General features: G+C 66.4%; 11 protein-coding genes. 9 read left to right on the top strand and 2 right to left on the bottom strand.

Translation table 11 applies throughout. From position 1 onward, the window contains the following. Nucleotides 1-26 precede the first annotated feature (26 nt). From M3I53_RS03325 to pyrF, 9 genes are all read left to right on the top strand, one after another. Complete coding sequence (locus tag M3I53_RS03325) at nt 27-704, top strand: 2-dehydro-3-deoxy-6-phosphogalactonate aldolase (RefSeq protein ID WP_254314543.1); 678 nt, start codon at nt 27-29, stop codon at nt 702-704. After that, a complete protein-coding gene (locus M3I53_RS03320; RefSeq protein WP_254314542.1) occupies nt 701-1,480 on the top strand; it encodes an SDR family oxidoreductase in 780 nt (259 codons plus the stop codon). The genes M3I53_RS03325 and M3I53_RS03320 overlap by 4 nt, the downstream gene beginning before the upstream one ends. Nucleotides 1,481-1,629: 149 nt before the next feature. Continuing rightward, complete coding sequence (locus tag M3I53_RS03315) at nt 1,630-2,631, top strand: arabinose ABC transporter substrate-binding protein (RefSeq protein ID WP_254314541.1); 1,002 nt, start codon at nt 1,630-1,632, stop codon at nt 2,629-2,631. Nucleotides 2,632-2,745: 114 nt separating this feature from the next. Next, nucleotides 2,746-4,257 (top strand): L-arabinose ABC transporter ATP-binding protein AraG, encoded by a 1,512-nt coding sequence (gene araG / locus M3I53_RS03310; protein WP_254314540.1) that lies wholly within the window; start codon nt 2,746-2,748, stop codon nt 4,255-4,257. 23 nt (nt 4,258-4,280) lie between these two features. After that, complete coding sequence (gene araH, locus M3I53_RS03305; RefSeq protein WP_254314539.1) at nt 4,281-5,309, top strand: L-arabinose ABC transporter permease AraH; 1,029 nt, start codon at nt 4,281-4,283, stop codon at nt 5,307-5,309. Between the two features lie 33 nt (nt 5,310-5,342). Next, nucleotides 5,343-6,155 (top strand): SDR family NAD(P)-dependent oxidoreductase, encoded by an 813-nt coding sequence (locus tag M3I53_RS03300; protein WP_254314538.1) that lies wholly within the window; start codon nt 5,343-5,345, stop codon nt 6,153-6,155. Next, complete coding sequence (locus tag M3I53_RS03295; protein ID WP_254314537.1) at nt 6,152-7,072, top strand: SMP-30/gluconolactonase/LRE family protein; 921 nt, start codon at nt 6,152-6,154, stop codon at nt 7,070-7,072. Before M3I53_RS03300 ends, M3I53_RS03295 begins: the two co-directional genes overlap by 4 nt. A 473-nt stretch (nt 7,073-7,545) precedes the next feature. Then, complete coding sequence (locus M3I53_RS03290) at nt 7,546-8,565, top strand: aldose 1-epimerase (protein WP_309249482.1); 1,020 nt, start codon at nt 7,546-7,548, stop codon at nt 8,563-8,565. A gap of 174 nt (nt 8,566-8,739) precedes the next feature. Next, complete coding sequence (gene pyrF, locus M3I53_RS03285) at nt 8,740-9,555, top strand: orotidine-5'-phosphate decarboxylase (RefSeq protein ID WP_254314535.1); 816 nt, start codon at nt 8,740-8,742, stop codon at nt 9,553-9,555. Nucleotides 9,556-9,655: 100 nt separating this feature from the next. Here pyrF and M3I53_RS03280 read toward each other — a convergent pair whose 3' ends face one another. Next, nucleotides 9,656-12,991, bottom strand: coding sequence for an ATP-binding protein (locus M3I53_RS03280; RefSeq protein ID WP_254314534.1), 3,336 nt, complete (start codon nt 12,989-12,991; stop codon nt 9,656-9,658). A 29-nt stretch (nt 12,992-13,020) separates the two neighbouring features. Then, on the bottom strand, nt 13,021-13,569 hold the full coding sequence (locus tag M3I53_RS03275) for a cupin domain-containing protein (protein WP_254314533.1): 549 nt from the start codon (nt 13,567-13,569) through the stop codon (nt 13,021-13,023). Between the last annotated feature and the right edge of the window lie 47 nt (nt 13,570-13,616).

Below are 13,616 nucleotides of genomic sequence, written 5' to 3'. Positions count from 1 at the left end.
ACGAAGCCAAGCAACAGGAAGCCGACATGGAACCCGAACTGAACCTGCCCGCCCCGTACACGCCGCACGCCGGCTTCGTCGCCGCGTTCGGCGCGTGCGGCATGGTCGCGATCGTGCGCGGCATCAAGCCCGCCGAGGCCGCCGAGCATGGCCGCGCGCTCTACGATGCGGGCTTCCGGATGATCGAGGTGCCGCTCAATTCGCCGCAGCCGCTCGACAGCATCGCGGCATTGCGCGAGGCGCTGCCCGACGACGCGCTGATCGGCGCGGGCACCGTACTCACCACTGAGCGCGTGCGCGACGTGCGGGAAGCGGGCGGCGAACTGATCGTGATGCCGCACGCCGACACCGACGTGATTCTCGCCGCCAAGCTCCAGGGCCTCGCCTGCGTGCCCGGCGTCGCCACGCCGACCGAAGCGTTCGCGGCGCTCAAGCACGGCGCCGACGCGCTCAAGATGTTCCCCGCCGAGCAGCTCGGCCCGGCCGTGACGAAGGCATGGCGCGCCGTGATTCCGCCGATCGTGCCGCTGCTGCCCGTGGGCGGCGTGAAGCCGGACAACATGGGCCCGCAGCTGGCCGCGGGCGCGAGCGGCTTCGGCCTCGGCTCCGCGCTCTACAAGCCTGGCCAGGACGCGGCGGCCACGCGCGCGAACGCGCTGGCCTTCATCGAAGGCTGGAAAGCTGTGCGAGGAGCGCAAAAGTGAATCGCCTCGCGGGCAAGGTCGCGCTCGTCACCGGCGCCGGACGCGGCATCGGCGCGGCGATCGCGCGCGCGTTCGCGGCCGAGGGCGCCGCCGTCGTGCTCGCGGAGCTGGATGGCGCGACGGCCGCTGCGACGGCGCGCGAGATTGCGAACGCATGTGAAGGCGCGCGAACGCTCGCCGTGCAAACCGACGTGACGCAGCCCGCCTCGCTGCGCGCCGCCGTGCAAGAAGCGCAGCGCGCGTTCGGCCCGGTCGATGTGCTCGTGAACAACGCCGGCATCAACGTGTTCGCCGACCCGCTCACGATGACCGACGACGACTGGCGCCGCTGCTTCGCCGTGGATCTCGACGGCGTGTGGAACGGCTGCCGCGCGGTGCTGCCGGGCATGGTCGAACGGTGCGCGGGCAGCATCATCAACATCGCCTCGACGCACGCGTTCCAGATCATTCCGGGCTGCTTCCCGTACCCGGTGGCGAAGCACGGCGTGATCGGGCTCACGCGTGCGCTCGGCATCGAGTACGCGCCGAAGAACGTGCGCGTGAACGCCATCGCGCCGGGCTACATCGAAACGCAGCTCACGCACGACTGGTGGAATGCGCAGCCCGACCCGGAAGCGGCGCGCAAGGCCACGCTCGAATTGCCGCCGATGAAACGCATTGGCCGCCCGGAGGAAGTCGCGATGACGGCGGTGTTCCTCGCCTCGGACGAAGCGCCGTTCATCAACGCGAGCTGTATCACGATAGACGGCGGCCGCACTGCGCTCCATCATGAATGAGCGTTAAGAAGTAATTCGCAGCACTAAGGAACGCGAGGTTGGAACGAATACGCAGGAATCCGCCGGAGCGCTGGCCGCGCGCATCGGCGGGTAAAAGAAGAGGCGGCCGATACCCTTCCCGTGACTGAAGAAGACAGGAGACTAGCAACATGCAACGACGCATCTTTCTGACGCTGGTGGCTGCAGCCGCCACTGCCATGTTCGCGCAAGCGCCCGTCGCGCAGGCCGCCGACCAGGTGAAGATCGGCTTCCTCGTGAAACAGCCCGAAGAGCCGTGGTTCCAGGACGAATGGAAGTTCGCGGAAGCGGCCGCGAAGGAAAAGGGCTTTACGCTGGTGAAGATCGGCGCGCCCTCGGGTGAAAAGGTGATGAGCGCGATCGACAATCTGGCCGCGCAAAAGGCCCAGGGCTTCATCATCTGCACGCCTGACGTGAAGCTCGGACCGGGCATCGTCGCCAAGGCCAAGGCCGACAACCTCAAGATGATGACGGTGGACGACCGCCTCGTCGACGGTGCGGGCAAGCCGATCGAGTCGGTGCCGCATATGGGCATCTCGGCGTACAACATCGGCAAGCAGGTCGGTGACGGCATCGCCGCCGAAATCAAGAAGCGCGGCTGGGACATGAAGGACGTCGGCGCGATCGACGTGACCTACGAGCAGCTGCCGACGGCGCATGACCGCACGACGGGCGCGACCGACGCACTCGTGGCCGCAGGCTTCCCGAAGGCGAACATCGTCGCCGCCCCGCAGGCCAAGACCGACACGGAAAACGCGTTCAACGCCGCCAACATCGCGCTCACGAAGAACCCGCAGTACAAGCACTGGGTGGCCTACGGCCTGAACGACGAAGCCGTGCTCGGCGCCGTGCGCGCTGCGGAAGGCCGCGGCTTCAAGGCCGACAACATGATCGGCATCGGCATCGGCGGTTCGGACTCGGCGCTCAACGAGTTCAAGAAGCCGCAGCCGACGGGCTTCTACGGCACCGTCATCATCAGCCCGAAGCGCCACGGCGAGGAAACCTCGGACCTGATGTACTCGTGGATCACGCAAGGCAAGGAGCCGCCGCTGCTCACGCTGACGACCGGCATGCTGGCCACGCGCGACAACGTGGAGAACGTGCGTCAGCAGATGGGTCTCGCTTCGAAGTAAGCGCTGGATAGAAGTGGTTTAGGGTGTTTCCCGCTGCGGGGCGGCCGGCGAGGCCAACGCGTGTGAAGGGCGCGAAGGCCGCGCCCGCAGCGTATCGAATGAGAGGAAACCGAAGTGTCAGCGACACTGCGTTTTGACAATATCGGCAAGGTGTTCCCAGGCGTGCGCGCGCTCGACGGCGTGTCGTTCGAAGTGAACGCAGGCGAAGTGCATGGCCTCATGGGCGAGAACGGCGCGGGCAAGTCCACGCTGCTCAAGATTCTCGGCGGCGAGTATCAGCCCGATTCCGGCCGCATCCTGATGGACGGCAACGAGGTGCACTTCTCCGATGCGGCGGCCTCGATCGGCGCGGGCATCGCGGTGATTCACCAGGAATTGCAGTACGTGCCCGACCTGACCGTCGCGGAAAACCTGCTGCTCGGCGCGTTGCCCAATGCGCTCGGCTGGGTGAAGCGCGGCGAGGCGCGCAAGTTCGTGCGCGAGCGTCTTGCCGCCATGGGCGTGGATCTTGATCCCGCCGCGAAACTGCGCAAGCTCTCCATTGCGCAGCGCCAGATGGTGGAAATCTGCAAGGCGCTGCTGCGCAACGCACGCGTGATCGCGCTCGACGAGCCGACCAGCTCGCTCTCGCACCGCGAGACCGAAGTGCTGTTCAAGCTCGTGCGCGAGCTGCGCGCCGACAATCGTGCGCTCATCTACATCTCGCACCGCATGGACGAGATCTACGAGCTGTGCAATGGCTGCACGATCTTCCGCGACGGCCGCAAGGTCGCCTCGCACGAGAAGCTCGAAGAGGTGAAGCGCGAAACGCTCGTGGCCGAAATGGTGGGCCGCGAGATCAGCGACATCTATAACTATTCGTCGCGCGAGCATGGCAACGTGCGCTTCGCCGTGCGCGGCGTGCAAGGGCATCCGCTCAACGAAGCGGCGAGCTTCGAGGTGAAGTCGGGCGAGATCGTCGGCTTTTTCGGGCTCGTGGGCGCGGGGCGCAGCGAGCTGATGCAGCTCATCTACGGTACGCACAAGCGGCGCGCGGGCGAGATCGAGCTGGACGGCAAGACCATTCGCGTAAAAAGCGCGAGCGACGCGATTCGCCACGGCATCGTGCTGTGCCCGGAAGACCGCAAGGAGCAGGGCATCGTTGCCATGGCGACGGTCTCGGAAAATATCAACATCAGCTGCCGTCGGCACTTTCTGCGCGCGGGCATGTTCCTCGACCGCAAGAAAGAAGCGGAAACGGCGGACCGCTTCATCAAGCTGCTGAAGATCAAGACGCCGAGCCGCCGCCAGAAAATCCGCTTTCTCTCGGGCGGCAACCAGCAGAAAGCGATTCTTTCGCGCTGGCTCGCCGAGCCCGACCTGAAGGTCGTGATACTCGACGAACCGACGCGCGGCATCGACGTCGGTGCGAAGCATGAAATCTACAACGTGATCTACCAGCTAGCCGCGCGCGGCTGCGCGATCGTGATGGTGTCGTCGGAGTTGCCGGAAGTGCTCGGCGTGTCGGATCGCATCGTGGTGATGCGTGAGGGCCGTATATCGGGCGAGTTGCCGCGTAGCGCGGCGAGCGAACACGCGGTGCTTGACCTCGCGCTACCCAAGCGCACGCAGGCCAAGGCTGCATGAGTGGACGGGGAGGAGTGACTGAAATGCAAGCAAGAGAAAACCTGGCGGCGGAGTCTGCCAACAGTGCCGCCAAGAGCGTCGCCGACGCGCTGATTCCGAGTCCCACCGACAAGCAGAAGTGGTGGCAGCAGATCACCGAGTACAGCCTGATCGTGATCTTCGCGGTCATGTTCATCGTGATGTCGCTGACTGTCGATCACTTCTTCTCGATCGAAAACATGCTCGGCCTCGCGCTGTCGGTCTCGCAGATCGGCATGGTGGCCTGCACGATGATGTTCTGTCTCGCCTCGCGCGACTTCGACCTTTCCGTGGGCTCGATCGTCGCGTTCGCGGGCGTGCTCTGTGCGATGGTGCTCAACGCGACGAACAACACGTTCATCGCCATCGTCGCGGCCGTAGCGGCGGGTGCCGCGATCGGCTTCGTCAATGGCGCGGTGATCGCATATCTGCGCATCAACGCGCTGATCACCACGCTCGCCACGATGGAAATCGTGCGCGGCCTCGGCTTCATCGCCTCGCACGGCCAGGCCGTGGGCGTGTCGTCGGACACGTTCATCGCCATGGGCACGGCCGCGCTTTTCGGCGTGCAACTGCCGATCTGGGTCACGCTCGTCTGCTTTATCGTGTTCGGCGTGATGCTCAATCAGACGGTGTATGGACGCAATACGCTCGCCATCGGCGGCAATCCGGAAGCGTCGCGTCTCGCCGGTATCAAGGTCGAGCGCACGCGTGTGTGGATCTTCCTGGTCCAAGGCGCGGTCACGGCGCTCGCGGGCGTGATTCTCGCCTCGCGTATCACGTCGGGCCAGCCGAATGCGGCCGAAGGCTTCGAGCTGAACGTGATTTCGGCGTGCGTGCTGGGCGGCGTCTCGCTGCTGGGCGGCCGTGCGACGATCTCTGGCGTGGTGATCGGCGTGCTGATCATGGGCACGGTCGAGAACGTCATGAACCTGCTCAACATCGACGCGTTCTACCAGTACCTCGTGCGCGGCGCGATTCTGCTCGCGGCGGTGCTGCTCGACCAGCTCAAGAACCGCGGCGCACGCGATTGAGTGCGCTGACAGTTTCATAAGGAAGCCAAAACGATGTCGTCCAACGCAAGTTCGCCCGCTAACGCGCTCACGCGCCACGCGCACGAAAACTACGCGCGCTATCCGAGTCTGACCGACCGCGTGGTGCTGATCACGGGCGGCGCGACCGGCATCGGCGCGTCGTTCGTCGATCACTTCGCCGCGCAGGGCGCGCGCGTAGCGTTCTTCGACATCGACGCGAGCGCAGGCCAGGCGCTTGCCGACGAACTCGGCGATTCGCGCCACAAGCCGCTCTTCGCCAATGTCGATCTCACCGATATCTCTGCGTTGCGCGCCGCGATTGCCGATGTGAAGGCGGCGCTCGGGTCGATCCAGGTGCTCGTGAACAACGCGGCCAACGACAAACGCCACACGCTGGCCGAAGTCACGCCCGAATCGTTCGATGCGGGCGTGGCCGTGAATCTGCGGCATCAGCTGTTCACGGCGCAGGCGGTGGCCGAGGACATGAAGGCCGCACGCGCGGGCTCGATCATCAATCTGGGCTCGATCAGCTGGATGCTCAAGCAGTCGGAAATGCCGGTCTATACGATGAGCAAGTCGGCGGTGCAAGGTCTCACGCGCGGTCTCGCGAGAGACCTTGGCCCGTACGGCATCCGCGTGAATTCGCTCGTGCCGGGCTGGGTGATGACCGAGAAGCAGCGGCGCCTGTGGCTCACCGACGAAGGCCGGGAGTCCATCAAGCGCGGCCAGTGCATCGACGCGGAGCTGCTGCCCGCAGACCTCGCGCGCATGGCGCTCTTTCTCGGCGCCGACGACAGCCGCATGATCACGTCGCAGGACATCGTCGTTGACGGAGGCTGGGCATGAGCGCAAATGAAAGCGCTTCGAACGAAGCGGTGGCCGAGCTGCTCGTCCACTCGAAATGCGAGCTGGGCGAAGGCGCGACGTGGTGTGCGCGCAGCGGCCGGCTCTACTGGGTCGATATTTCGGGCAAACGCCTGCAACGCTACGACGCCGATGCGTCCGGCGCAAAACACGTCACGTGGGAGATGCCCGAGCGCCTCGCGTGCTTCGCGCTGTGCGAAGACGAGCGCACGCTGCTCCTTGGCCTCGCTTCGCAGCTGGCGTTCTTCGACCTGGAGACGGGCGCGATCCAAACCATCGTCGAGGTCGAACCCGGCGTGCCGACGCGCCTGAACGACGGACGCTGCGACCGCCAAGGCCGCTTCGTGTTCGGCACGAAGTATGAGGGAACGCCGAGGCAGGCCATCGGCGGTTTCTATCGCCTGAACCACGATCTCACGCTCGAGCGTCTGCCGCTGCCCGCACCCGCGATCTCGAACAGCATCGCGTTCAGCCCGGACGGATCGACCATGTATTACACCGACACGCTCACGCGCGAGATTCGCGCGTGCGACTACGGCGCAGACGGAACGATTGCAAACGAACGCACTTTCGTCACGCTCACCGACGACACCGGCGTGCCGGACGGCTCGACCGTCGACGCGGAAGGCGGCCTCTGGAACGCGCAGTGGGGCGGCGAGCGTGTGGTGCGTTATGGCGCCGACGGCGTGGAAACCGAGCGCGTAAAGATTCCCACAGCGCAGCCAAGCTGCGTTACGCTCGGCGGTGCGCTTCTGGACACGCTTTATGTCACGAGCGCGCGCGAGGAAATGGAGGAGGAGGCCCTCGCGCGCGAGCCGCATGCGGGCGGCGTGTTTTCGGTTCGAATTGGCCGCCGGGGCCTTGAAGAACCGCGGTTTCAGGGGCGCTGGCGCGCTTGAGTCCGGTGTATCAGGCGCTTAAACAGAGGCGCGCGTGGATTTTCATCTGACGATACACGCGCGCGAACGTGCAAGGCGCCGCTGGCGGCAGGCGGCATGAAGAGACGGACAGTCGTTGCAGTTCGGCAACAGATGCAGTCGATCGATAGTGTGCAGTTGGCTTTGCCAGTACCACTAGAAGGGCGAACACAAGAAGCGGCCACAGGCCCGTGCGCAAGCGCGGTGTCGACAGGCCACCGGTGAGCCGCCTTTTGCGGCGGCAATCAAACATGCCTCTCGAGGAGCATCTTATGAGCGTCGCGAATTCCGCTGTGCGTCGACCTACCCGTTCCACCGTTTCCGCAGGCGCCGCTGCTGCGAGCGTGCCGCCTTCCGTTACATCCGCTCCGTCTGTCTCACCGGTTGTGTCACCGGTCGTGTCACCAGCGGCCGCCGCGCGCCGCGCGCGGCTCGAAGCCGCCACGCATCCGGTTATGCCAGGGCCGAGCACATCGGCGGTCGCGATCGGCGCGGCGGGTTCGAGCGACGTGGCGTGCGTGACGCTCGCGAACGCGTATCTGAGGCTCGACGTCGCGCCCCAGCTGGGCGGCGGAATCACCCGTTTCGACTGGCGCAGCGAAGGCGCGTTCGAGCCCGTGTTTCGCCGTTGCGAGCGCGTGAGCGCGCGCATGGATCCGAACGAACTCGCGTGCTACCCGCTGCTGCCGTACTCGAACCGCATCGGCGCAGGGCGTTTTCACTTCGGCGGCCGTGATATCGAAGTGCCGCGCAATCGCGCAAGCGAACCGCTGCCGATTCACGGCGACGGCTGGCTCGCGCCGTGGAGCATCGAAAGCGCCGATCGCGAGAACGTGCGCCTCGTGCTCGACCGCAGCGACGGCGAACCGTATTCGTACCGCGCGGCGCTCACCTATGCGCTCGACGGCGCGACGCTCGCGATGACGCTGGAAGTGGAGAATACGGGCCGCGAGGCGCTGCCGTTCGGCCTTGGCGTGCATCCGTTTCTTGCGCGCGACGCGAGCACCGAGCTTTCGGCGCCCGCGAGCGGCCTGTGGCTTTCGGGCCAGGACTGGCTGCCGGTGCGCCACGTGCCCGCGCCGCCCGCCTGGCAGTTCGGCGTGGCCTATCCGCTGCCTGAGCAACTCGTCAATCACGCGTTCAGCGGCTGGAGCGGGCGCGCCGCAGTGGTGTGGGAGCGTCGCAGGCTCTCGCTCTCGATTTGCGCGAACACCGACTACTACGTGCTCTACACGCCTCCCGGCGCAGACTTCTTCTGCTTCGAACCCGTCGATCATCCGATCAACGCGATGAACCTGCGCGGCGGCGGCGATGCGCACGGCATGACCGTGCTCGCGCATGGCGAGCGGCTCCTGCGGCGCTTTTCCTTCACCGTGGAGCGCATGGACATGCGCGCGTCAGCGAGCCCGCACCGCGCCGGCGCGCGCGGCCGCACGGGCGCGAGAGGCGGCAAGGGCGCGCGCGCACGGACGTAAGGCGGTGGCGAGCTGGGCGTAGCGCGCGTCGATCACGCGCGCCCAGTTCTTCCGGCGATTCGTCTTGCGGGAGCGCCGGGCGCAGGCCGATTCGGGGCCGCGGCGCGGCCTCGTCTTTCGGGGCGGGTAAAATACGCGCCGTTTTCCCTTATTGGCTCGCCGCGAGCAACCACCATGACTTCCTTCATCCAGACCCTCGGCGCCGCCTGGCAGCGCACCGGCTCGCTGTTGTGCGTGGGCCTCGACCCTGAGCCCACGAAATTTCCCGCCGCGCTGGCCGGCCGCAGCGACGCGATCTTCGAATTTTGCCGCGAGATCGTCGACGCTACCGCGGCTTACGCATGCTCGTTCAAGCCGCAGATCGCCTACTTCGCCGCGCACCGCGCCGAAGACCAGCTCGAAGCGCTGATCGCGCACGTGCACGAGAAGCATCCTGGCCTGCCCGTGATCCTCGACGCCAAGCGCGGCGATATCGGCAGCACCGCCGAGCAGTACGCGCGCGAAGCCTTCGAGCGATTCAAGGCCGATGCGGTCACGGTCAACCCGTATATGGGCTTCGATTCGATCGAGCCGTGGCTCGCGCATAAGGGCAAGGGCGTGATCGTGCTGTGCCGTACGTCGAACCCCGGCGGCTCGGACCTGCAGTTCCTCGAAACCGGCGGCAAGCCGCTGTATCAGGTGGTGGCGGACCTTGCCGCAAACAAATGGAACGCGAGCGGCGAACTCGGCCTCGTGGTGGGCGCGACGTTTCCGAAGGAAATCGAAACCGTGCGCAGCATCGTGGGCGACATGCCGCTGCTGATTCCCGGCATCGGCGCGCAGGGCGGAGACGTCGAGGCAACCGTCAAGGCCGGCCGCACGGCGAACGGCACGGGCATGCTCATCAACTCGTCGCGCGCGATCATCTACGCGAGCAAGGGCGAGGACTACGCGCAGGCGGCTGCAACGGCCGCTAGAGAAACACGCGACCGGATCAACGCGTATCGTTGAGATGGGTTTCGGCCGTGGCAGGTAGACGTTCCTGAACGGGGCTTGCGCCCTAACGTCACCGCCTTTGCCCGCGGGCGTCACGTTGACGACGCCCGCGCGGCTAACCCGGATGCGAGCGCCGCGCCAGTGCGCGCAGTGCTTCGAGTTGCGCCGCCACGGCGGCCGCCAGAACGCCGACCTCCTCAGTCCATCGGCCCGCTTCGCGCATCGTCGCGCGCAGCTCGAGGCAGGCTTCATTGATCATCGAAGGACCCAGCACCGCCAGTCCGCCGGACACGCGATGCGCCCATTCGTTCAACCGCGCGAAGTCGCGCTGGGATGCCAACTGCGCGTAATCGGCGCTATCGCGTTCGACCTGCGCGATGAAAATATCGGCGAGCGCGGGCGGCAGCGGCGGGAAGCGGGGCGACCCGGCTTGCGGCTCTGATTCGGAATCCTCTGTGAGTGTCCCATTTGATGCGCTCGTGCGTTCGTTCGCCGCGACGCTGATCTGCGCCGACACGACGGCCAGCACGCGGACGAGTTCCGCAAGCGCGACCGGCTTGGTGAGATAGTCGGTGAAGCCCAAGGCGCGCCCTTGCGCGATCTGCTCGGGCAGCGCGTCCGAACTCACCGCATAGACAGGCAGATGAGGGCGCTTCGCGCGTACGGCGTCGAGCAGCGCGTAGCCGTTCGTGCCCGGCATGTTCAGATCCGTGAGGATGAGGTCCACCGGCCGCTCGTCGAGTCGCGCCAGCGCCTGCGTGCCGTCCTTCGACTCGATGACGGTGGCGCCCAGTATGCGCAACTGGTCGCGCAGCAGTGCGCGATTGAGCCGGTTGTCCTCGGCGATCAGCACAGTTAGCGATGCGAAATTCTCATCTGTAGCGGGCGAGTCTGCTGCAGGTTGCTGTGCATTGACTGTCGCCACACGGCTGCGAAAGCGCGTTTGCGTCGCGGCGCGTATGCCCGCGAGACTGTACAGGCTCACCACAACGGCGCCGTCGTCGAGTTCGAGCGGGACGAGCGGCCCGTCCTGGCGCAGCCATACGATTTTCGCGTGATCAGGCCAAAGCGAAGCGATGTCTTCGCTGGCGAATTCGTCGGTCACGAGCAGGTAGTCGAAAGTGCCGTCATGCGGCGGCGTGTCGAGGCTCAGGAAGGTCGGCGTGCTGCTGCGGCTATCGAAAAGGTTGGCCAGCCACTCGCGGTTCTCCGGCGCGCGGCACAGGATGGCGGGATGCGCATCGGGCAGCGTCCATTCTTCTCCGGCCGTCGCCTCGCCTTCGGGGTGCAGCGGCAGCGTGACGGCCACGCGTGTTCCCACGCCGAGCGCGCTGTCGAGTTCGACGCGGCCCTGCATCAACTGGGCGAGCCGGGCGCAGATCGAAAGCCCGAGGCCGGTGCCGCGCGCTTGCGTGAACCGATGGTCGTCGCCTTGCGTGAAGGGCTGGAACAGGTGTGGCTTGAGGTCTTCGGCAATGCCGTCGCCGGAGTCGCTCACGCTGATCGCCAGCGCGCCTTCGCTCCAGCGCGCGCGCAGGACGATCTTCCCGGAGCGCGTGAACTTGAAGGCATTGCTGAGCAGGTTGTTGGCGATCTGCGCGACGCGCACGGCGTCGAAGCGAACCTGCGCCGGCATGGCGCGATCCATCACGAGATAGAACGGCAGGTGCTGACGCGCGGCGAGCGGCGCATGGGCGAGTGCGATGCGGACAAGGAGTGCCGCAATCGAGCCAGGTTCTTCGACCAGCTTCATCTGACCGACGTCGATCTTCGAAAAATCGAGCACGTCGCTCACGATCTGCAGCAGTTCGGCCGAGGAGTTCTGCATGGCCTGCACGCGCGCCCCTTGTTCCGGCGCGAGGGGCCCGCGTGCGACGAGTTCGATGTTGCCGACGAGCGAAGCGAGCGGCGTGCGGATCTCATGGCTCATCGCCGCGAAGAAGGTGACCTTGGCGCGCGCGGCTTCGTCGCTCATGCGCTTGGCTTCGCGCAGCAGGCGCTCCGCTTCGTAGCGCTCCGACATGTCGGCGATCGCGCAGAACAGGACGGCTTCGTGGTTCATCGTGGCCGGCGCATAGGTGATGGCGAGATGGAGCGCTTCCTTGCCGGGCCGCTCGAGCGAATAAGGCAACTCGTACACCGTGGTCTCGTCCTCGTGTTTCGCGGGGGCGGGCCACGGCCCGTGCTGCTCGAACTCGACACACAGTGCGCTCGGCAAATGCGTGGCGTGCTCGTCGATCCCGAGAACATTGCGCACGATCTGGTTCGCCAAAACGATCTCAAAGTCGCTGCGCCTGACGATGCACAGACCCACTGGCGTGGCGTGGACGAGCAGATGATTGAGCAGCTCGCCTTCGAGCGCGCGCGTGGCTTCGTCGTAAGTACGCGTCAGCACCCGGCGATTCCAATAGCTCGACAGCAGGGTGAGCAAGGCGGCGAGGACGGCCGTCAGGATCAGGACGATGACGACAGGCACGCGCGTGATCGCGAAGAGCTCGCCCCACGACAGCGCCACCATGAAGTGCCCGAAGCCATGCACGAGCGGCGCTTCGCGCAGCGCGACGCCGAAGCGGGGGAGTACGTGGAAGTTGCCGGGGGCAAGGTCCGTAAGGCGCCCGTCGAGATACTGCGCGTCGGCAGGCGGCAGCGGGCCGGCAAGCATGACGCCGTCAGCGCCGAACAGCGTGGGGGTGATCGACGGGACGCTGGTGCTGGGGGCGAGCAGGAGCGAGTCGAGATCGACGCTGGTGATCGTGAACGCGTAGAGCGTGCCGTTCCTGAGCACCGGCAACGCACCGAGCACGAGATCGGGCGGGAAGCCCAGCGCTTCGGGCGGGCGGAACCAGGCGACCTTGATACCTCTGGCCGCCGCGACCGGATCCAGGCCGTGCGTCGTGATCTGCAGGAGCGCGGCATCGGCCAGCGTGCGCGCGGCTTCGGGTGGCCGCAATTGCGCCCCCTTGGGGGCAACACCACGGCTATACGCCGCGCTGCCGTCAGCGCGCAGCAACATGATGGGAACATCGGACGAGACGCGCTCGAGGATCCCCGCCATGTGCTCGCACACCGCCCTCAGATCCGGCGATCCGTCCATGCCTTCGAAGGTCGTCGCGCAGCGTGACGTTGCCTCGACGTTCAACGGCGCCGTCGCTGTCGAGGCGGCCTCGAGCACGAGGACGGCGCCCGCACTGCCGAGCAGCGCATACAGGCGGTCGAGCCGCGCGTTGGCTTTCGCACTGAGCGTGTTCGCCTCCAGCGCCTGGGCGCGCAGCGCGCTGAACCCGATGCCGCCGAGCGCGGCGGCGCCCATGCACAGCGCCGCAAAGATCAGCAGGCCGGTCAGCAGTGCGAAGACGCGCCTCTCACGCCTGAGGTTGCGCTGGAGCGCCTCGAGCGCGGCGAACGGCGAAGTGGGAGGGGCGCCATGGCGGCGGCCGAAGCTGGGCATCATGCGAATCCGCGTCCCCGGACGCCGCGCCCCTAATCTTTCTTCGCGGCCGCAGCCGCAACGGATGCCGGTTTGCGAAACAATTCGATGATCGATCGATGCAGCGGGTATTTATCGGCGAGCGCGTTCACATCGGCGATCTCGAACTCGCTGAACTCGAACCCGGGCGCCACCGTGCAGCCCACGAGCGCATAGGTCGAAGGATCGCAGCAGCGCGCCGCGAACCAGTGGCCGGCCGGCACCACCGCCTGGAACACGGTGCCCGGATGGTCGAGCGCGTGGCCCAGCTTGCGCGTGGAGAGCACGCCGCGTTCATCGATCGAATGAATCTCGAGGGGGGAGCCCGCGTAGAAGTGCCAGAGCTCGTCGGAGCGGATGCGGTGCCATGCCGAATAGGCGCCTTCCGCCAGCAGGAAGTAGATGGCCGTCGAGGCTGCGCGCGTGCCCTCTGCGGCGGCTGCGCCGTCGCGCCGCACGAGCTTGTCGGCTCGATAGGTTTCGCTGTAGTAGCCGCCTTCGGGATGCGGTTCGAGCCCGAAGCGGCGGATCAATTCTTCGACTGCGGTATTCGCGGCTGCCATGGCATGGGCCTCCTTGGTGGGCCCGGCCGACGCTCCAGCGAGGCGCG

Origin of the sequence: Paraburkholderia sp. CNPSo 3272, from assembly GCF_024206495.1 — a bacterium.
Lineage (GTDB): Bacteria > Pseudomonadota > Gammaproteobacteria > Burkholderiales > Burkholderiaceae > Paraburkholderia.
Note: the sequence above shows the minus strand (reverse complement) of the source record. Positions and strands in the feature narration are given on the sequence as shown.

What these genes read in the sequence shown, in the direction of transcription:
- M3I53_RS03325 (WP_254314543.1), top strand. Translation starts at nt 27, where the DNA reads ATGGAACCCGAACTGAACCTGCCCGCCCCGTACACGCCGCACGCCGGC.
- M3I53_RS03315 (WP_254314541.1), top strand. Translation starts at nt 1,630, where the DNA reads ATGCAACGACGCATCTTTCTGACGCTGGTGGCTGCAGCCGCCACTGCC.
- araH (WP_254314539.1), top strand. Translation starts at nt 4,281, where the DNA reads ATGCAAGCAAGAGAAAACCTGGCGGCGGAGTCTGCCAACAGTGCCGCC.
- M3I53_RS03300 (WP_254314538.1), top strand. Translation starts at nt 5,343, where the DNA reads ATGTCGTCCAACGCAAGTTCGCCCGCTAACGCGCTCACGCGCCACGCG.
- M3I53_RS03295 (WP_254314537.1), top strand. Translation starts at nt 6,152, where the DNA reads ATGAGCGCAAATGAAAGCGCTTCGAACGAAGCGGTGGCCGAGCTGCTC.
- M3I53_RS03290 (WP_309249482.1), top strand. Translation starts at nt 7,546, where the DNA reads ATGCCAGGGCCGAGCACATCGGCGGTCGCGATCGGCGCGGCGGGTTCG.
- pyrF (WP_254314535.1), top strand. Translation starts at nt 8,740, where the DNA reads ATGACTTCCTTCATCCAGACCCTCGGCGCCGCCTGGCAGCGCACCGGC.
- M3I53_RS03280 (WP_254314534.1), bottom strand. Translation starts at nt 12,991, where the DNA reads ATGATGCCCAGCTTCGGCCGCCGCCATGGCGCCCCTCCCACTTCGCCG.
- M3I53_RS03275 (WP_254314533.1), bottom strand. Translation starts at nt 13,569, where the DNA reads ATGGCAGCCGCGAATACCGCAGTCGAAGAATTGATCCGCCGCTTCGGG.